At 69.7% G+C, this 18,692-nt stretch carries 13 protein-coding genes, 2 tRNA genes and 2 pseudogenes; 3 read left to right on the top strand and 14 right to left on the bottom strand.

What is annotated here, in order from left to right:
* Nucleotides 1–159 precede the first annotated feature (159 nt).
* Entirely contained in the window at nucleotides 160–2,289 is a 2,130-nt protein-coding gene (locus D7223_RS15695) for a hypothetical protein (RefSeq protein ID WP_120729131.1), read from the top strand.
* Between the two features lie 114 nt (nucleotides 2,290–2,403).
* Here D7223_RS15695 and D7223_RS34285 read toward each other — a convergent pair whose 3' ends face one another.
* Both D7223_RS34285 and D7223_RS34280 read right to left on the bottom strand, forming a co-directional pair.
* Nucleotides 2,404–2,817, bottom strand: a complete 414-nt coding sequence (locus D7223_RS34285) for a nucleoside deaminase (protein ID WP_120729130.1) — start codon at nucleotides 2,815–2,817, stop codon at nucleotides 2,404–2,406.
* 32 nt (nucleotides 2,818–2,849) lie between these two features.
* The gene (locus D7223_RS34280; RefSeq protein WP_120729129.1) at nucleotides 2,850–3,134 is read right to left on the bottom strand and encodes a UTRA domain-containing protein; all 285 of its coding nucleotides are present in this window, start codon (nucleotides 3,132–3,134) and stop codon (nucleotides 2,850–2,852) included.
* A gap of 41 nt (nucleotides 3,135–3,175) precedes the next feature.
* Between D7223_RS34280 and D7223_RS15680 the strand changes: the two genes are divergently transcribed.
* Nucleotides 3,176–3,808, top strand: a complete 633-nt coding sequence (locus D7223_RS15680; protein WP_238162017.1) for a transposase family protein — start codon at nucleotides 3,176–3,178, stop codon at nucleotides 3,806–3,808.
* A 300-nt stretch (nucleotides 3,809–4,108) separates the two neighbouring features.
* Here D7223_RS15680 and D7223_RS15670 read toward each other — a convergent pair.
* From D7223_RS15670 to gyrB, 7 genes and pseudogenes are all read right to left on the bottom strand, one after another.
* Nucleotides 4,109–4,184: transfer RNA gene (locus D7223_RS15670), tRNA-Ala, on the bottom strand.
* A gap of 42 nt (nucleotides 4,185–4,226) precedes the next feature.
* Nucleotides 4,227–4,355: a DLW-39 family protein gene (locus tag D7223_RS33585; RefSeq protein ID WP_222622269.1), complete on the bottom strand. Its 129-nt coding sequence runs from the start codon at nucleotides 4,353–4,355 to the stop codon at nucleotides 4,227–4,229.
* Between the two features lie 44 nt (nucleotides 4,356–4,399).
* Nucleotides 4,400–4,473, bottom strand: a tRNA-Ile gene (locus D7223_RS15665).
* Nucleotides 4,474–4,798: 325 nt separating this feature from the next.
* Nucleotides 4,799–5,365: pseudogene (locus tag D7223_RS34275) on the bottom strand (DUF3566 domain-containing protein); the annotation flags it as partial.
* A 102-nt stretch (nucleotides 5,366–5,467) separates the two neighbouring features.
* Nucleotides 5,468–5,782 (bottom strand): annotated as a pseudogene (locus D7223_RS34270) (DUF3566 domain-containing protein); the annotation flags it as partial.
* Nucleotides 5,783–5,786: 4 nt separating this feature from the next.
* Entirely contained in the window at nucleotides 5,787–8,306 is a 2,520-nt protein-coding gene (gene gyrA, locus D7223_RS15655) for a DNA gyrase subunit A (RefSeq protein ID WP_120729127.1), read from the bottom strand.
* A 131-nt stretch (nucleotides 8,307–8,437) separates the two neighbouring features.
* Nucleotides 8,438–10,384, bottom strand: a complete 1,947-nt coding sequence (gyrB, locus tag D7223_RS15650; RefSeq protein ID WP_120729126.1) for a DNA topoisomerase (ATP-hydrolyzing) subunit B — start codon at nucleotides 10,382–10,384, stop codon at nucleotides 8,438–8,440.
* A gap of 504 nt (nucleotides 10,385–10,888) precedes the next feature.
* Here gyrB and D7223_RS15645 point away from each other — a divergent pair.
* A complete protein-coding gene (locus D7223_RS15645; RefSeq protein WP_120729125.1) occupies nucleotides 10,889–11,470 on the top strand; it encodes a hypothetical protein in 582 nt (193 codons plus the stop codon).
* Here the strand turns inward: D7223_RS15645 and D7223_RS15640 are convergent.
* The 5 genes from D7223_RS15640 to dnaA all read right to left on the bottom strand — a co-directional run bounded on the left by D7223_RS15640 (nucleotide 11,461) and on the right by dnaA (nucleotide 18,207).
* Nucleotides 11,461–12,081, bottom strand: coding sequence for a DciA family protein (locus tag D7223_RS15640; protein ID WP_120729278.1), 621 nt, complete (start codon nucleotides 12,079–12,081; stop codon nucleotides 11,461–11,463). The two genes, D7223_RS15645 and D7223_RS15640, sit on opposite strands and share 10 nt — an antisense overlap.
* A 208-nt stretch (nucleotides 12,082–12,289) precedes the next feature.
* Complete coding sequence (gene recF, locus D7223_RS15635; RefSeq protein ID WP_120729124.1) at nucleotides 12,290–13,423, bottom strand: DNA replication/repair protein RecF; 1,134 nt, start codon at nucleotides 13,421–13,423, stop codon at nucleotides 12,290–12,292.
* 16 nt (nucleotides 13,424–13,439) lie between these two features.
* Nucleotides 13,440–14,312, bottom strand: a complete 873-nt coding sequence (gnd, locus tag D7223_RS15630) for a phosphogluconate dehydrogenase (NAD(+)-dependent, decarboxylating) (protein ID WP_120729123.1) — start codon at nucleotides 14,310–14,312, stop codon at nucleotides 13,440–13,442.
* Nucleotides 14,313–14,353: 41 nt separating this feature from the next.
* Nucleotides 14,354–15,487 carry a DNA polymerase III subunit beta gene (gene dnaN, locus D7223_RS15625; protein ID WP_120729122.1) on the bottom strand — a complete coding sequence of 378 codons (1,134 nt, stop codon included), beginning with the start codon at nucleotides 15,485–15,487 and terminating at the stop codon, nucleotides 14,354–14,356.
* An 863-nt stretch (nucleotides 15,488–16,350) separates the two neighbouring features.
* Nucleotides 16,351–18,207: a chromosomal replication initiator protein DnaA gene (gene dnaA, locus D7223_RS15620; protein WP_120729121.1), complete on the bottom strand. Its 1,857-nt coding sequence runs from the start codon at nucleotides 18,205–18,207 to the stop codon at nucleotides 16,351–16,353.
* Nucleotides 18,208–18,692: the final 485 nt, after the last annotated feature.

The following is an 18,692-nucleotide window of genomic DNA, read 5'->3' as shown; positions in this document are numbered from 1 at the left end:
CGCGTCCGCCTCGTCCACGCCGGGTCCCGAATCCGGATCGACGGGTCGGGGTGAAGAGAACTCTCCAGCTCTCCACCCCACAGCGCCATCGGCGCGGGGTGCGAGGGCTTTCTGTTTTCGGGCCTCCCCGTCGCGCCAACCCGCAAGGACGAATCGTCCGTGTCGGCCAACCTGATGGACCTGTGGAGGCCCACCATGCAGGACGCGATAAATATCGCGATGGACGGCGTAGAGACGTCGTCTGAAAGCCCCACCACCGTTACCGTCCAAGAGACGGTCACCGCAACGGTGAGGACGCCGTCTGACGCCACTTCACCGGCCGCCGAGATCGGCGATGATGAGATCGATGTTGACGACTATGAAGATGGCCCCGTAAGTACGGGCGAGCTGCCGAAGGTGCCAAAGGCGGCCGCAACGAAGCGGCTCGCGGACGCCCTCATGGTGCAGTTCGGCCACCCAGAGGGTGCTGCACGCGCAATCGCCCGTGCTGTGACCCGGCCCGAGGACGCGCGCAAGCGTGTGCAACTTCCCGTCGAGGAGCGCGTGCCCGGCGGTACCGTGCTCACCATTTCGTCGTGGGTCTGGTCACCGGCTGTCAGCACGTTCCCTGACAACATGCGCGAGGCGGTCCGGCGAAAGTACCCGTTTGCCCTCGTCGATGAGGGGAGTGGCGACCACACTCCGTTGCCGCCCGTCCACAGCGACACTGGCGCAACGACCGAGCTGACGCTGGCGGCAGCCCGTCGCGAGGCGGTGGTTGCCAGCCTGAACAACAGCGCCACGTTCCTGAAGAACCACAACAACTACGACGACAGTGTCAGAACCCACGGGGTGCTGCGTGAGGTGCTCGTCGTGCCGGTACGGTTCGAGCACAAGGACGGCAGCCGGCCGCAGTGGATCCTCGCGGCCGCCGACGGGAGCTCGCGCACGGCGACGACCCACCGCGTCCTGAACATCACCCCCTCCGACGTCGTCTACGGATACAACGACGACGACCATGCGTTCCGGACGCTGCTCGGCCGCGTCGCGGGCGCCGCTGCGCTGCCGCTTGAGGAGCTGTCCGAGCAGCAGCGGCAGCAGCTTCGATCGCTGGTGATGCCAGCCAAGATCATCGTGGGATTCCGACCCGACCCTGGCAGCACCAAGACTCTCGCCGAAGCGGTCCGTTTCATCGTCGGGATCACGCACGTCGAGCCGCCAACCCAGTGGGATACAGCGTCTAAGCTTGACGCCCAGGCCGAGGCCGTGCTCGAGGATCTCTTCCACCGTGGCCGGATCAGCGAGGAAGCCGCTGGCTACTTTGCCGGCCTGATGTCGCCAAGTGAAGCGGAGCAGCGGCTCTACTCGCGGTACGCCGACGCCCGTGCGGCTGCAATCGTGTCTACCCTGCTGGCACCGAAGAACCGACGGGTGTGCTCGGCTGCTATCCGGCGGGTCACCGCTCGGGCGCGTATCCACGTGCGGGACATAGTTCCGGTGGCGGCTGAGTTGGCCCTCCGCGGCTGGCCGGGTCGGGCTGACCCATCGGCAACACGCGTCGACGGCGTGCGGTCGGCGCTGCAGAGAATGCTGCTGTCGTCCGACATCGCTCGTTGCGACTGGAGCCCAACGGGTCGGACACCAGATGTGCTGCTCGCTGCGGCATTAGGTGAGATCAATGCTCAGGAGACCGGCGGTCCGGCCGCCGTCGAGCTCGGGATGCTGGGCGGGTGGTACCTGGTGGTGAGCGGCTTCATGCAGCGCGAGCTCCGGGACAGCCCGTCGAAGACCGCGCTCAACAAGGTCTTCGACACGCTCATCCGATCGGAGCACGGCCTCCGCCTACTGGCAGATGCGCTGGCGCGCGGGCGCCGTGGCGAGCGGCCTCGCGCGATCAACGAGGATGGGGTGCCGGTAGACCTCCACCACTACGCCGAGAGCGTGGGACTCGATCCGCAGCGGCCGTACTTCGCCAATCATGGTGAGGACGACTGGCTCCGGCGCACGTTCATGGTTGAGCCGCGGCCAGAGCCGGAGAAACCCCTCGACGAGGAGCAGACGGTTCCGCCGGAGACACAGCTCGAGGGCGCCAAGGGCGCGGTCGGGCTGGTCGTCAGCCGGCTCGAGGACGCGCTTCGGGCCGTGACCTTCATCGAAGGCTACGCCCGACCACGGCTAATCGATGAGGTCGGGTGGCGGACCGAGGAGGCCGAATCGCTCGCCGGTCGCCTGGAGGAGGCAGCTCGCACGCTGCATCGATACGGCTGGCTGTTCGAGGAAACGCGCGAGGTGAGCGAGCCGACCGACTAGTAGTAGCTCGTGAGATGAGCGTTGGGGCGGCCCTGAAGGCCGCCCCAACGTCTTGTAGGTCAGAACTTGGGCTGCACCGGCGCGGGCAGCTTGTCGGCCCATGCTTGGAGGACCTCAACGGCGTCGGCACGTAGCGGACCCTCGGCGACTTCCTCGCGAAGCGACCGGCGTTCGATTGGCTGGGCAACTTCTCGGTAGAACTGTAGGTTTTCGAAGCCGTAGGTCGCTACGTCGTGGCTGGTGGCTCCGAAAATCAGGCGGGGATGCGTGCCCAGTAGCAGGCCATGAGGCACATGGGCAGGGCTCGCTGCTGGCGTACATGATGCCGTCTTCGAAGAGGTGGCGCCCGAGGTTGCTGCCTGCGTGACGCAGGGCCATGACTTCGGCGTGTGCGGTCGGGTCCCGCAGCTCGACAACGCTGCTGGTGCCCTCGCCAGCGATCTCTCCGGATATGACGACGATGGCACCGAACGGGGTCTTGCCCTCGTCCTCCAACGCGCGCCGCGAAATCTCGATGGCGCTTGCCAGGAACCGCTCGTCTTAGGCGTCCAGGTCTGCGCTCATGGTCTTCCTCCTTGCCGCCCTGACGGCTTGCCGCCGGATCTGCGTTTGGGCCACGGCTTGAGTGGGGTGACGAATCGGAGTTCGGTCCGGTCCGCTAGGTACTCGGCGTCGGAGACTTCGACGACTCTCTCGTTGGCGTCCAGGGAGATGCGTCGGCAGAGGATGAAGGGAACGCCGTCGGGCAGGCCCCGTAGCTGCGCCTCGGCGATGGTCGGCATCCGACCTTTTACTTCGTCAATCATGGTTTTCGGCTCCGCCTGAAAACTGGCTCTGGCGCACATTTTGTGAGTCGTGCTCGCTGAGGGTTCGGGTTGGGTGCCGGGTGGAGATCATCGTGGCGTTGCTTCCGCATCTGGTGGGCCTGCGGCTGGAAGCGGTGGTGGTCCGTGGCGTCGGGGTCAGGATCGATGCGTCGACGAAGACGGTACGGGCCGCGTGCGGAGCCTGCGGCACCTGGTCGACGACCCTGCATGGTTCCTATGTGCGCCGGTTGGCCGATGTCAGATTGGGCGGCCACGAAGTGCTGGTCGCGTTGACGGTCCGACGGTTCACCTGCGCCAACAGCGGGTGCCGGCGGCGGACCTTCGTTGAGCAGGTACCGGGGTTGACCCGTCGGTATGCCCGTCACACAGTCTTGGCGGCGGGTGATCTGGAGGCGGTCGCGGTGGCGTTGGGCGGTCGACCTGGAAGTCGGCTGGCGTATCGGTTGGCGGTGTCGGTGTCGCGGATGACGTTGATCCGAATGGTCCGGCGGATGCCCGAACCGCCACCGGTCACGCCGACAGGGTTGAGCGTGGACGACTTCGCCCGACACCGTGGGCACCGATACGCCACCGTGCTGCTCGACATGCACGCCATGAGCTGCCACCGTGATCAATCACAAAATGTGTGCCAGAGCCAAAGTTCAGCCGGCGTTGACAATGTCATGATTTCGACGCCGACCGTCGAGAGCTGATGTTGGGTTCCTCCCGGCCACGGCTCGTTGGCCTCGTTAAGCAGCGCGGGGTTTGAGCTGATGAGCGCAACCGGCACGTAGGAGACGCTGACGAGAGAAGCAAGCCGGTCGCCCTGTCGGTCGAGTCGTAGCGTCGCCGCAGCAGCAGGTCTGTCGGCTCGATCCGGAACAGGTCGGCTAGGTCCGCGCCGGCCTCTACCTGGTGGCCATCGACCGGGTGCTCAGTGAGGAGGGGGACGGCGTGACCGCTTGGCTGTACGAATGGCTGTACTCGGACCCGAGATCAACCGGTGTTCGTGCTGGTGGAGCCCAGGGGACTCGAACCCCTAACCCCTGCCTTGCAAAGGCAGTGCTCTGCCAGTTGAGCTAGGGCCCCGGGACGGCGACGCCGCCTGGTGCTGGCCGTGAGAGAAGCGGGTCAGCGCAGATCGGGCGCGGTGGTGGCCTCGTGCCAGAGCGCCCGCTCGTCGTTCGACGCCTTCACCTTGCGGGCCAGGACGGCGGCCACACCGACGACGCCGACAAGAATCAGCAGCTTCTTGAACATTGGGGCTACCCCTCACGCTCGACGTGCTGTCGGACGATGTGCGGTGGGGCTAGCTGGAATCGAACCAGCGACCTCAGAGTTATCAGCTCTGCGCTCTAACCGACTGAGCTATAGCCCCGCGTAGCGACGAGCAAGGTTAACCCATCCGTCCGTCGGCCCCCAAATCGGGGTCCGGCCGGTGATCCGGGCCCGCCGTCGCCCCGAACCTACCCGATCGCCGGCCTTCCGACCCACCGACTTTCCGCCCCGGACGGCAAGATCCACTCGACATCATTGAAGACGGGCGTCCGCGCGGGCGGGACAGCCCGAGTTCAGGGAAGGCGAGTGGATCAACGCCCGTACGCGGCCCGTACGCGGCCCGTACGCGGCCTGTACGCGGCCCGGACGGACGACCGCCGGGTAGACCCACCCGCAGAGGGAGGTCGGCCCGGCGGCCGGATGGTTCAGTCTCGCTCGGCGAGGGTCAGCTCGATGCCGCCCACCAGGTCCGCGCAGACGTTGTAGACGAACGCCCCCAGCGTGGCCAACGCGGTGAACAGCACGACGTTGACCAGGCCGATCAACGCCGAACTGAGGATCACGCCGCGGGCGGTGATCTGGAAGCCGCTGGCGCTCTGCCCGCCACCGGCGCTGACCAGGTCGGTCAGGCTGTCGTTCACGCTGGTGAACACACCCATCGCGTCGAGCGCCAGGTATAGCACCGACGTGGCGACGACCACCACGATGAAGAGGACCACCGACACCGCGAAGGCGAACTTCATCACCGACCAGGGGTCGATGCGCTTGAGGTTCAGCCGGGCCCGGCGCGGTCCGCGCGAGGCGGCCGAGCTGACCGAGGTACGCGCCGCGCGTACCGCCTCACCCACCCGGGCGGCCCCGACGGCGGCCGCGCCACCGACCCCCGGCGGCAGGCCACCGCCCTGGTTGGGGCGGCCCGGCGCGCCGGGACGGTCGCCGTCCTGCTGCGGCCTCGCCGTGCCGGTCACCCGCGGCTGGGTGCCGGTGCTCCCGGTGACCCGCGGCTGGGTGCCGGTGTTTCCGGTCACCCGCGGCTGGGTGCCGGTGTTTCCGGTCACCCGCGGCTGGGTGCCGGTGTTTCCGGTCAGGGCACCCTGGCCGGTGCGAGCGGGGATCGGCTGGGTGGTCGACGGACGGGCGGGCGCCGGCGCGGCGGTGCCCACCGCGCTCGGCGCCTCGACCTTCGTCGGCTCGGCGTCGTCCGCGGTGTCCTTACCCTCGGCCGGCTTGTCCGGCGGCGGTGTCATCCCGGGGGCGCGGGTGAACTTCGGGGCAGGCGCGTCGGCGGGGACGGTGGCCCGGCCCACGGCCGCGCGGCCGGTCGCTGGTGGGCCGCTCTTCGCGGCCTCCTCGTCGACCGGGTTGGCCGGGGTCCCCGTGTTCCCCGACTTCGCCTGTGTCTCCGTCATTCAACTAGTCCTGTTCGTCAGGCTCGTCGGCATTGCGAGCAATCGCCACGATAGTCACGCCGTCCGGAAGGTCCATCAGCTTGACACCCATTGTGTTCCGGTCACGCGTACGCCGTACAGGCTTCACCGGAGTCCGGATGACACCACCGTTGCTGGTGATCGCGAACAGCTCGTCGTCCGGGTCGATCACCACCGCGCCGACCAGACCACCGCGCCGCTCGGTGATCTTCGCAGTCAACACGCCCTTACCTCCCCGGCCCTGCACCGGGTATTCCTCGATCGGGGTGCGTTTCGCGTATCCCCCGTTCGTGGCCACCAGGACGTCCAGACCCTCCCGGACGACCTCCATGGCGAGCAGCACGTCCTCCTCGCTGAACCGCATGCCGATCACCCCGGACGTCGCCCGGCCCATCGGCCGCAGCGCCTCGTCCGAGGCGTTGAAGCGGATCGCCTGCGCGTTCTTCGAGACCAGCAGCAGATCGTCCTCCGGCCCGACCAGGGCAGCACCGACCAGCTCGTCCTCATCACGCAGGTTGATCGCGATGATGCCGCCGGAACGGTTGGAGTCGAACTCCTCGAGCCGCGTCTTCTTCACCAGGCCGTTCTTCGTGGCCAGTACCAGGTAGGGGGCCACCTGGTAGTTCGGAATCTCGATGATCTGTGCGATCTGCTCGTCGGGCTGGAACGCGAGCAGGTTGGCCACGTGCTGGCCCTTCGCCACCCTACTGGCTTCCGGAAGCTCGTACGCCTTGGCCCGGTACACCCGGCCCTTGTTGGTGAAGAACAGGATCCAGTCGTGGGTGGAGCATACGAAGAAGTTGCTGACGATGTCGTCCTGCCGCAGCGTCGCGCCACTGACGCCCTTGCCGCCACGCCGCTGCGAGCGGTAGAGGTCGACCTTGGTGCGCTTGGCGTACCCGGTGCGGGTGATGGTGACCACCACGTCCTCCCGCGCGATGAGGTCCTCCATGGAGACCTCGCCGTCGAACGGGATGATCTTCGTACGCCGTTCGTCACCCCACTTGGTGACGATCTCGCCCAGCTCGTCGGAGACGATCCGCCGCTGCCGCTCGGGCTTCGCGAGGATGTCCTTCAGATCGGCGATCTCGATCTCCAGCTTGGCCAGGTCGTCCAGGATCCGCTGCCGCTCCAACGCGGCCAGCCGGCGCAGCTGCATGTCCAGGATCGCGGTCGCCTGGATCTCGTCGATCTCCAGCAGCCGGATCAGGCCCTGTCGCGCGTCCTCCACCGTGGGCGAGCGCCGGATCAGGGCGATCACCTCGTCCAGGGCGTCCAACGCCTTGGACAGACCGCGCAGGATGTGCGCCCGCTCCTCCGCCTTGCGCAGCCGGAACGCGGTCCGCCGGCGGATCACCTCGATCTGGTGCTCGACGTAGTAGCGGATGAACTGGGCCAGGTTCAGCGTGCGCGGCACCCCGTCGACCAGCGCCAGCATGTTGGCGCCGAACGTCTCCTGGAGCTGGGTGTGCTTGTAGAGGTTGTTCAGCACGACCTTGGCGACCGCGTCGCGCTTGAGCACCAGCACGATCCGCATGCCGGTACGGCCGGAGGACTCGTCGCGGATGTCGGCGATGCCGGCGAGCTTGCCCTCCTTGATCAGCTCGGCGATCCGCTCGGCCAGGTTGTCCGGGTTCACCTGGTACGGCAGCTCGCTGACCACCAGCGCCGGCCGGCCCCGCTTGTCCTCCTCGACCTCCACCACGGCGCGCATCCGGATCGAGCCACGACCGGTGCGGTACGCGTCCTGGATGGCCTGCTGCCCGACGATCAGGCCGTGGGTCGGGAAGTCCGGACCCTTGACGATCTCCAACAGCGCTTCGAGGGTGGTGGCCTCGTCGACGTCCGGGTTCTCCAGGCACCACTGGACCGCCGCGCCGATCTCCCGCAGGTTGTGCGGCGGGATCTTGGTGGCCATGCCGACCGCGATGCCCTCGGAGCCGTTGATCAGCAGGTTCGGGATCCGCGACGGCAGGATGGTGGGCTCCTTGGCCCGGCCGTCGTAGTTGTCCTGGAGGTCGACGGTGTCCTCGTCGATGTCCCGCAGCATCTCCATCGCCAGCGGGTCGAGCTTGCACTCGGTGTAGCGCATCGCCGCAGCCGGATCATTACCGGGCGAACCGAAGTTGCCGTTGCCGTCGACCAGCGGGTAGCGCAGTGACCAGGGCTGCGCCATCCGGACCAGCGCGTCGTAGATCGCCGAGTCGCCGTGCGGGTGGAACTGGCCCATCACGTCGCCGACGACGCGGGAGCACTTCACGTAGCCGCGGTCCGGCCGGTAGCCGGAGTCGAACATCGCGTAGAGGATCTTGCGGTGCACCGGCTTGAGCCCGTCCCGCACGTCCGGGAGCGCCCGACCGACGATGACGCTCATCGCGTAGTCGAGGTACGAGCGCTGCATCTCCACCTCGAGCCCGACCGGCTCGATCCGGTCGTGCGCGACGACGGCGGCGATGGCCTCGGGGACCTCGGGCTCGTTCGGTGTGGACTCGGGGGTATCGGTCACTGTTAACCCTTATCAGACTCAGAGTCGGTTTTGTGCTGTGGATAACCGCTGTGGATAACCGCTGCGCTGTGGATAACTCTGTGGATCGGCGGGCCCGCCCGGTGGATGACCGGGCGGCCCGCCGTGCTCCGTCAGATGTCCAGGAACCGGACGTCCTTGGCGTTGCGCTGGATGAACGACCGGCGCGCCTCGACGTCCTCGCCCATCAGCACGCTGAAAAGCTCGTCAGCGGTCGCCGCGTCGTCGAGGGTGACCTGACGCAGCGTACGCGTGGCCGGGTTCATCGTGGTCTCCCACAGCTCCGGGTAGTTCATCTCGCCGAGGCCCTTGAACCGCTGGATGTCGTCCGGCCGGGCGTTGGGCTTCTTCTGCTGGCGCAGCGCGATCAGCCCGTCGCGCTCCCGGTCGGAGTACGCGTACTGGGCGTCGTCGCCCTTCTTGTTCCACTTGATCTTGTAGAGCGGAGGGGCGGCCAGGTAGACGTGGCCCAGCTCGACCAGCGGGCGCATGAAGCGGAACAGCAGGGTGAGCAGCAGCGTCTGGATGTGCTGGCCGTCGACGTCGGCGTCGGCCATCAGCACCACCTTGTGGTAGCGCAGCTTCTCCATGTCGAAGTCGTCGTGGATGCCGGTGCCCAGCGCGGTGATCAGCGCCTGGACCTCGTTGTTCTTCAGCACCCGGTCGATCCGGGCCTTCTCCACGTTGAGGATCTTGCCGCGGATCGGCAGGATCGCCTGGGTACGCGGGTCGCGCCCCTGCTTGGCCGAGCCACCGGCCGAGTCGCCCTCGACGATGAACACCTCGGACTCGCGCGGGTCGGTGGACTGGCAGTCGGCCAGCTTGCCCGGCATCGAGCCGGACTCCAGCAGCGACTTGCGCCGGGCCAGCTTGCGCGCCTGCTGGGCGGCGATCCGGGCGCGGGCGGCCTGGGAGGCCTTGGTAATGATGATCTTCGCTTCGGCCGGGTTGCGGTCCAGCCAGTCGACCAGCCGGTCGTTGCAGACCCGCTGGACGAAGCTCTTGACCGGGGTGTTGCCCAGCTTGGTCTTCGTCTGGCCCTCGAACTGGGGGTTGGTCAGCTTCACCGAGATGATCGCGGCCAGGCCCTCGCGGATGTCCTCGCCGGAGAGCTTCTCGTCGCCCTTGAGCAGCTTCTTCTCCGCGCCGTAGCGGTTGACCACGCTGGTCAGCGCGGCGCGGAAGCCCTCCTCGTGGGTGCCGCCCTCGTGGGTGTTGATGTTGTTGGCGAAGGTGTAGACCGACTCGCCGTACGACTCGTTCCACTGCATCGCGATCTCGAGGGACATGCCCTCCTCCTCGGCACCGAACTCGACCACCGTCTTGTGCATCGGGGTCTTCGAGGCGTTCAGGTGCCGGACGAAGTCGGCGATGCCGCCCTCGTAGTGGAAGGTGACCTCGCGGATCTTGCCCTCCTCACCCTCCGGGACCCGCTCGTCGAGCAGGTGGATGGTGAGGCCGCGGGTCAGGAAGGCCATCTCCTGGAGGCGGCGGTAGATGGTCTGGAAGTCGAACTCGACGGTCTCGAAGACGTCCGGGTCGGGCCAGAAGGAGACCGCGGAGCCGGTCCGGTCGGTCGGTTCGCCCTTCTCCAGCGGGGTCGGCTTGGAGTGGTGGTACTGCTGGCGCCAGAAGAAGCCGGACTTCTGGATCTCCACGGCCATCCGGGTGGAGAGGGCGTTGACCACGGAGACGCCCACGCCGTGCAGGCCGCCGGAGACCGCGTACGCCTTGCCGTCGAACTTGCCGCCCGCGTGCAGCACGGTGAGCGCGACCTCGACACCGGGCTTCTTCAGCTTGGGGTGCAGGTCGACGGGGAAGCCACGGCCGTTGTCGGTGACCTGGACGCCGCCGTCGGCGAGCAGCACCACGTCGATGGTGTCGCAGTGGCCGGCCATCGCCTCGTCTACCGCGTTGTCGACGACCTCCCACACCAGGTGGTGCAGACCGCGCTCGCCGGTCGAACCGATGTACATGCCGGGCCGCTTGCGGACCGCCTCGAGCCCTTCGAGGACGGTGATCGACTCGGCGCCGTACTCCTGCTTGTCCTGCGCTGCCACGCTCGGCCACTTTCTCGCGCCGTGGGCACCTGGCGGCGCGGTCGGGCGCGGGTTCGGCGGACAGGACGCGACGTCGGCGCGCGGACCGGCACCGGGCGGGCCGGGTGCGGGTCGAACGCGCCGGTCGCCGCGGTTGCCCGCGGATCGCGATCGGCTCGACCCGACGTGGACGATGATCACGGGCCCGCCTTCGGGCCCGGGTCTCGCCGCTCCGCACCGGGTCTTCGTCTCTGCGTCAATCTTACTGTGCGCGGACGACAGAACCACCACTCGGCACCCCTGAAAGCCGGTCTGAGACCTCCGTAGCCGCCCGAACTTCGCCGTCCGCTACTCCCCCTACACGCGATGGGGGGACGGGCGGCGCGACCGGCCGAAGACCGGACGTTGCTCCGCACCACGTCCGGGGTACGGTCACGGGCGTTGACGGAACCGGCCTTGATCTTTCCCGCCCGGAACCGGACGATCGACCCGATCTACCCGACACGGCTTGAGAGGTGACGCCAGATGGGGCTGGACAACGTCGCGGTGCACTGGCCGCGGACCGGCCGCTTCTACGACCCGGTCGCACCGGCCGAGTTCGTCGACTTCGGCGAGATCGTCGACATGCCACGCATCTCGGCGCCGACCGCGGCGCTCGCCGAGCTGATCGCGAAGACCGGCACGGTGCGGGCGACCGCGTACACCGAGCTGGTCGACCTGCTGCTCGGCCTGGCGGGTGTGCTCTACGCCACCGACGCCGCGGCGGAGGACGAGGACCCGGTGATCGACCCGGACGGGTGCGCGTGGATCGCCGGTGGGATCGAGCGGTTCGTGGCCGGGCACCGCCCGCACGGCGAGACGGTCACCTTCGAGTCGGTGAGCGAGGTGCTGCGCGGCCTGCTCGCCGACGGTCGCCTCGCCGAGCAGCAACTGCGCTGGCTGGACACCCGGCTGGACGCGCTGCGCGACGACACCGGCGCGCCACCGCAGTGGAACTACACCTGCCCGGAGCTGAGCGTGCTGGCCGCGTTCTACCGGCGTTGCGCGGACCGGGGCTTCGCGGTGTACGCCGAGTCGGAGGCACCCCGGCGGGCCGGTCAGCCGTAGGTGTCCCGGGGGCCGCGCCCGCGTACCCGTCTCGGCCCCCGCGACCACGACGGCGCCGCCGGGCCGTGGATGTGCAACCGGCGCACCACGTTGTGGCCCACCTCGCGGCCGATCTGCTGGAGCAGCGACCCGGCGAGCAGTCGCAGCTGGGTGGCCCAGGCGGTGGAGCGGGCCTCCACGGTCAGCTCGCCGTCCTCCAGCTTGACCGGGCGGCTGTGCTGGGCCACCTCCGCGCCGACGACCTTCTCCCACGCGCCGAACACGGTCGCCTCGGCGGCCGGCTGCTGCCAGCCGCGCGCCTTCATCAGCCGGTCCAGCACCGCACCCAGCGGCTGCGGGTCGCGCGGGTCCGGCCCGGGCCCGGAGTAGCCGCGTAACCGCCGCTCCCCGCCGGCACCGTCCCCGCCGGCACCGGTGCGCCGCCGGGTCTTCGCCGCCGCCTCCCGGCGGGACCTCGCGGCGTCCAGCACCGCCCGCGCCAGTTGCGGCCCGGAGCCGCTCTCCGCCGCGCCCGGGTCGCCCTTCCCACCCGGGTCGGCCTTCGCGCGGTCGGCCTCCGTCCCGCCCTTGGCGCCGCGTGCGGCCGGACCCACCGCGCCGGGCGTACCCACGCCGTCCCTGCCGCCGCGCGCTCCCGCATCCGGGTCACCCTTCGCGCGTCGGCTTCCGGCGGCGTCCGCGCCGGTCCCGGCCGCCCGACCGGCCCGGCCCGCGCCGCCGGCCCCCGAGGAGGTACGCGCACCGCGCGCCGCACCCCCGGTCACGCGGCCGGGGGCGGGCGTCCGGTCCGGGTCGCCGGTGCCGTCGGTGCGCCGTGGCTCATCCGGCACGGCGCACCGTCCCCGCGCCGACCGTGTAGCGGGTGCCCCGCAGGCGCGCCGGCACGTCCTCGTCCACCGCGCAGGTGACCAGCAGTTGGCTGGCGCCCCCGACCAGGTCGGCGAGGCGTTCCCGGCGGCCGGCGTCCAGTTCGGCGAACACGTCGTCGAGTACCAGCACCGGTTCGATGCCGTCGGCGCGGAGCAGGTCGTACCCGGCCAGCCGCAGCGCCAGCGCGTACGACCAGGACTCGCCGTGGCTGGCGTACCCCTTGGCGGGCAGCGGGCCGAGGGTGAGGGTGAGGTCGTCGCGGTGCGGACCGACCAGGGTGGTGCCGCGCTCGACCTCGGCGGAGCGGGCCTCGACCAGGGCGGCGGTGAGCGCCTCGGCGAGCACCGCCCGGTCGGTGGTCGGCTCGGCCAGCTCCACCGACGGCCGGTAGGCGATGGCGGCCGCGCCCTCGCCCGCGGCGACCGCGTCGTACGCCTTGGTCACGTGCGGGGCGAGCGCGGCGACCAGTTCCAGCCGGCCGGCGAGCAGTTCGGCGCCGTGCCGGGCGAGGTGGGTGTCCCAGACCGCCAGGGTGGACAGGTCGCCGCCGCGGGTCCCTCCGGTCTTGCGGGCCAGGTACGCGGTGCGCAGCAGGGCGTTGCGCTGCTTGACCACCCGGTCGTAGTCGGCGCGCACGCCGGCGTACCGGGGCTGGCGGTTGACCAGCAGGTCGTCGAGGTAGCGGCGGCGCTCGGCGGGGTCGCCGCGGACGAGTTCCAGGTCCTCCGGGGCGAACAGCACCAGCCGCAGCGCGCCGAGCACGTCCCGGGCCCGGCGGGCGGGTGACCGCCCCAACCGGGCCCGGTTGGCCTTGCCGGGGACGATCTCCAACTCCACCAGGAGTTCCCGGCCGTCGTGCACCACCGCGCAGCGGATCACCGCCGAGGTGGCACCCATCCGGACCAGTGGGGCGTCGGTGGCGACCCGGTGCGAGTCCAGGGTCGCCACGTAGCCCAACGCCTCGACGAGGTTGGTCTTGCCGACGCCGTTGGCGCCGGTCAGAACGTTCGCCCCCGGTTCGAGGTCCACGGCGACCCGCTCGTACGAGCGGAAGTCGACGAGTTCGAGCCGGCGGACGTACACAGGTGGTGGACGCCGCTCAGCGCTTGTGGACGGCGTGCCCGCCGAACTGCTGGCGCAGCGCGGACACCGCCTTCATCGCGGGTGAGTCGTCCTGGCGGGAGGCGAACCGGGCGAACAGGGAGGCGGTGATCACGTTCAGCGGCACGGCGAGCCGGACCGCCTCGTCGACGGTCCACCGGCCCTCGCCGGTGTCCTCGGTGTAGCCGCTCAGCTCGGCCAGTTCCGGGTCCTCGTCCAGTGCCCGGTCGAGCAGGTCGAGCAGCCAGGAGCGGACGACGGTGCCCTCGCGCCAGGACTTGAAGACGCCCGGCACGTTGGTGACCAGCTCCGAGGCGGTCATCAGCTCGTAGCCCTCGGCGTAGGCGTGCATCAGGCCGTACTCGATGCCGTTGTGCACCATCTTCGCGTAGTGCCCCGCGCCCACCGGCCCGGCGTGCACGAAGCCGAACTCGCCGGCCGGCTTGAGCGCGTCGAAGACCGGCATCAGCCGCGCGACGTGCTCCTGCGCCCCGCCGACCATCAGCCCGTAGCCGTTCTGCCGGCCCCAGACGCCGCCCGATACGCCGACGTCGACGTAGCCGATGCCCTGCTCGTTGAGGCGCTCCGCGCGGGGGGCGTCGTCGCTGAAGCGGGAGTTGCCGCCGTCGATGATGATGTCGCCGGTGCCGAGCACGCCGGCCAGCTCGTCGATGGTGGCGTCGGTGACCCCGGCCGGGACCATGACCCAGACGGCGCGCGGCGACTCCAGCTTCTCGGCCAGCTCGGCCAGGCTGGCCACGTCGCTGATCTGCGGGTTGTGGTCGAATCCGACGACTTCGTGGCCGGCGGCGCGCAACCGCTCGCGCATGTTGCCGCCCATCCGGCCGAGCCCCACCAGGCCGAGCTGCATCTGTCCGTACCTCCGTGCGTTCTGGGTCTTCTCGGGTGCGATCAGCGGGACACGCGGATCGGCATGATGAGGTACCGGTACCCGGAGATGACCTCGCCATCCTCGCCGGACGGGGAAATCACGGCCGGCTTGAAGGCGTCGACGAACTGGAGCACGGCGAACTGGGCCCCCAGGTTCGTGAGGCCGTCGATCAGGTACTGCGGGTTGAAGCCGATGGTGAGCGGGTCGCCGGTGAAGGTGGCCTCCATCGCCTCGCTGGCGCGCGCCTCCTCGGTGCCGCCGGCTTCGACCACCAGCCCGTCGGCGCTGAAGCTGAGCAGCACCGGGGTGGTCCGCTCGGCGACCAGGGCGACCCGCTTCACGACCTCGATCAGGGCACTGACCGGCACCCGGGCCTCGGCGTTGTGGCTGGCCGGGAAGAGCGAGCGCACCGGCGGGTAGTTGGCGCCGTCGAGCAGCCGGCTGGTGGTCCGGCGGGTGCCGCCGGCGAAACCGATCATGCCCTCGCCGGCGCCGCCCTGGGACAGCGCCATGGTGACGTGGCCGCCGAGCGGGCCGAGCGCCTTGGCGGTGTCGTTCAGGGTCCGGGCCGGCACCAGGGCGTTGAGGCTGATCTCCGGGTCGTCCGGGTTCCACTGCATCTCGCGCAGGGCGAGCCGGTAGCGGTCGGTGGCGAGCATGGCCAGGGTGCTGCCGGAGAGTTCGAGGCGTACGCCGGTCATCATCGGCAGCGTCTCGTCGCGGCCGGCGGCGATCGCCACCTGGGCGACGGCGGCGGCGAACGCGGCGGCGTCGACGGTGCCGGCGCTCTCCGGCATGTCGGGCAGCGCGGGGTAGTCCTCCACCGGCATGGTCGGCAGCGTGAAGCGGGCGCTGCCGCAGACGAGCTCCAGGTGGGCGCCGACCGCGGCGATGTCGACCGGCTTGGCCGGCAGCGCCTTGGTGATCTCGGCGAGCAGCCGGCCGGAGACGAGCGCGGCGCCGTCGGCGTCGCCCTGCACCTCGACGGTCACCTGGCTGGAGACCTCGTAGTCGAAGCCGGAGACCTGGAGGTTGCCGTCGGTGACCCGGAGCATCACACCGGCCAGCACCGGAACGGATGGTCGGTTGGGCAGGCTCTTCGCGGTCCAGGCCACGGCCTCGGCGAGCGCGTCGCGCTCCACTCGGAACTTCATCAATGCCTCCGCGTCGACGTCAGCGACAACTCTCTCATGCCGACCGCTGCCTGCCGTCCCGCCTGACCGTGCGGGTACCCATCGCACCTTAGGGCGCGTGGGCATCGGCTGTGCGCCCGACCCCGTGGATCCAGGTGCCGGGGCGACCGCCGACGGCGGTGCTCGGCCCGATCCACAGGAAGTCCAACGGTGATGATTGGTTTTTGATTCTTCTAGAAGAGATAACTCATCGTCTTCATCGCACCTGTGCAAACTGTGGAGAACCCGCGTTCGGGCAGGTCAGACACGTTATCCACCGGTGGTTTCGCTGTGGACAACCGGGGGTACAACTCGGCCCGCGATCCACAGGCCGCAGTTGTCCCCAGGTGGCGCGGGGTTATCCACCGGTTGTCCACCGGTAATCCACCGACTTTCTCCCCAGACCTGTGGACGACGGAAAGCGACTCGACCACCGTTGTCCCCAGAACCTTCAACAGCTTCCCCACAGGGGCACCGTCGTCGGTGGACAACGGCCTCCGTGATCCACAGGCGTCCACAGGCATCCACAGCGTTGTCCCCAGGGTTTCTCCACAACCTGTGGGTAACTGCGTGACCGACGGACGGTAGTTGTCCACAGGCGGTGGACAACGAGCTGTGGACAACGAGCGGGACGGTGGACGGACACGGCCCCGATCCTGTGGTCTGCACCATGTCGAGGGTCCAGCGGAGAGCGAAAAAACTTTGCCGCCCCCGGCGCGGCGGGCCCGGCGTGGCGGATCGGGAGGGCCCCGGCACCCGACCCGGATACGTCGAACGCCCGGCCGGTCGGCCCGGCCGGGCGTCGATCGTCGGGGAGGGTCCGTCACCCGGTGGCGGCGTACGCCTCAGGTCGTCTGCTTGATCCGGTTGGTGAGTTCCGCGATCTGGTTGTAGAGCGACCGGCGCTCGGCCATCTGCTGGCGGATCTTCCGGTCGGCGTGCATCACCGTGGTGTGGTCCCGGCCGCCGAACGCCTGGCCGATCCGGGGCAGCGACAGGTCGGTCAGCTCACGGCACAGGTACATGGCCACCTGCCGGGCGTTCACCAGCACCCGGGACCGCGAGTGGCCGCGCAGGTCCTCCAGGCTCACCCCGAAGTACTCGGAGGTGGACGCCATGATCTGGTCGGCGTTGATTTCCGGGCCGGCGCCGTCCGGCATGAAATCCCGCAGCACCTCCTCGGCCAGCGACAGCTCGACCGTGGACCGGGTGAGGCTGGCGAACGCGGTCACCCGGATCAGGGCGCCCTCCAGTTCCCGGATCGAGTTCGACACCCGGGACGCGATGAACTCCAGCACGTCCGGCGGGGCGTACATCCGCTCCTGTGCCGCCTTCTTCTGCAGGATCGCGATCCGGGTCTCCAGGTCCGGCGGCTGGATGTCGGCGAGCAGACCCCACTCGAACCGGGTCCGCATCCGGTCCTCGAGCGTGGCGAGCTGGCGCGGTGACCGGTCCGAGGTGATCACGATCTGCTTGTTGGCGTTGTGCAGCGTGTTGAAGGTGTGGAAGAACTCCTCCTGGGTCCGCTCCCGGTTCTCCAGGAACTGGATGTCGTCGATCAGGAGGATGTCCACGTCGCGGTAGCGGCGCTGGAACGCGCTGGTCTTGTCGTCGCGCAGCGAGTTGATGAAGTCGTTGGTGAATTCCTCGGTCGAGACGTACCGCACCGAGCGGGCGTTGCCCAGCGTGGTGGCGTAGTGCCCGATCGCGTGCAGCAGGTGGGTCTTGCCCAGCCCGGAGTGGCCGTAGATGAACAGCGGGTTGTACGCCTTCGCCGGTGACTCGGCCACCGCCACGCTCGCCGCGTGCGCGAACCGGTTGGACGAGCCGATGACGAACGTCTCGAACATGTACTTGGGGTTGAGCCGGTTGCCACCGCCGTCGGCACCCGCCCGGCGGTCGTCCCGACCACCCGCCCGGTGGTCCATGCCACCCCGGCCCGGACCGCTGTCGGTCGCGCCGTCGCGGGGCAGCGCCCGGATCACGTGCTGGTCCCGGGGGGACGGGGTGTCGTCGCGGTAACGCGCGTCGTAGCCCCGGCTCTCCCCGACCGGGGGATCCAACTGGTCGGGTGGCTCGTCGAAGCCACGCCGGTCCGGACCGCGCCGGTCACCGGTCCGGTCGGGGCGCGGCGGCTCGGCGAAGGCGGTGCTGAACAACGCCTCCTGGCCACCCCGTCCACCCGGGTCCGGATGGTGATCCGCCTCACCTGCCGGATCCACCGGACGGTCCGCGCGCCGGTCGGGCTGGGCCTGCTCGGGGATCAGGGGCAGCTGCTGCCGGCCGGCGTCGCCGTCCCGCCGGTGGTCGAAGGCGCCGCCCCCGGGCTCGCCGCCGGCGTCGTGGTCGACCGGGCCACCGCCGAAGTCGACCGGGGCCCCGGCGGGCTCACTCTCCGGTGCGCTGCGGTAGACGGTGCCGGTGGGCCGGCCGGAGGGGTCCTCGGCCACCCGGACCGTGACCGCCACCTGGATCGGCCGGCCGAGCCGGCGGGTCAGCGCCTCGGTGATCGCCGGGCGCAGCCGCGACTCGATCACGTCCCGGGTGAACGCGTCCGGCACGGAGAGCAGCGCGGTGTCCTCGACGATGGCACGCAGGCGGGTCAGCCGGAGATACGCCCGCTGCTGGGCGGAGATGATCTCGTCGGCGAGCTCGTCGGTCGTAGCCGTCCACACCGCGGCAAGGTCGGTCGTACCGGCCACCGTCGTGCCACCCCCTCGCCTCTGCTCCGCCGACGCCGCCGTCTTCCCGTCGGCCGTCTCGGGCCCGCCATGTTCGAGCGGATGGAACACCACCCCGTCCGGACGGCTGACCGGTGCTCGTCCACAAGTTATCCACAGCCTGTGTACGTACCGATTGTGGCCGCCCGCCGGACGCGGGTCGGACCTGCCCCCTGCCTGAACGGGCCGCTGAAACGGGGTTCACCGTGCCGAACGATCCACTGCCCTGTCGGGTCTTGCTCGCCGGCGACAACCGCACCTGTCGACGCCGACCGCAATCGGGCACGGTAACAGCGTTGTCGCCGCACCATCAACCGCCGACGCGCGGGCACCCTTGTCGGCATCAGCGAAAACCGTCGCTTCGGCGGTACGCCCGGCCCACTCTCCGCCCTGCTGGGAGTGTTTGACGGTCGTTGCACCCCTGCGTAGGCTGGAGCGGCTGCTCTCTCGCCCTCTGCTAGGGTGAT

The sequence above is a fragment of the Micromonospora endolithica genome, from assembly GCF_003626595.1.
Classification (GTDB): domain Bacteria; phylum Actinomycetota; class Actinomycetes; order Mycobacteriales; family Micromonosporaceae; genus Micromonospora; species Micromonospora endolithica.
Note: the sequence above shows the minus strand (reverse complement) of the source record. Positions and strands in the feature narration are given on the sequence as shown.

Coding starts and splice junctions, on each gene's coding strand:
- D7223_RS34280 (WP_120729129.1), bottom strand. CDS start 3,134: ATGTGCGCCAGAGCCAGTTTTCAGGCGGAGCCGAAAACCATGATTGAC.
- D7223_RS33585 (WP_222622269.1), bottom strand. CDS start 4,355: ATGTTCAAGAAGCTGCTGATTCTTGTCGGCGTCGTCGGTGTGGCCGCC.
- D7223_RS15645 (WP_120729125.1), top strand. CDS start 10,889: ATGGGGCTGGACAACGTCGCGGTGCACTGGCCGCGGACCGGCCGCTTC.
- gnd (WP_120729123.1), bottom strand. CDS start 14,312: ATGCAGCTCGGCCTGGTGGGGCTCGGCCGGATGGGCGGCAACATGCGC.
- dnaN (WP_120729122.1), bottom strand. CDS start 15,487: ATGAAGTTCCGAGTGGAGCGCGACGCGCTCGCCGAGGCCGTGGCCTGG.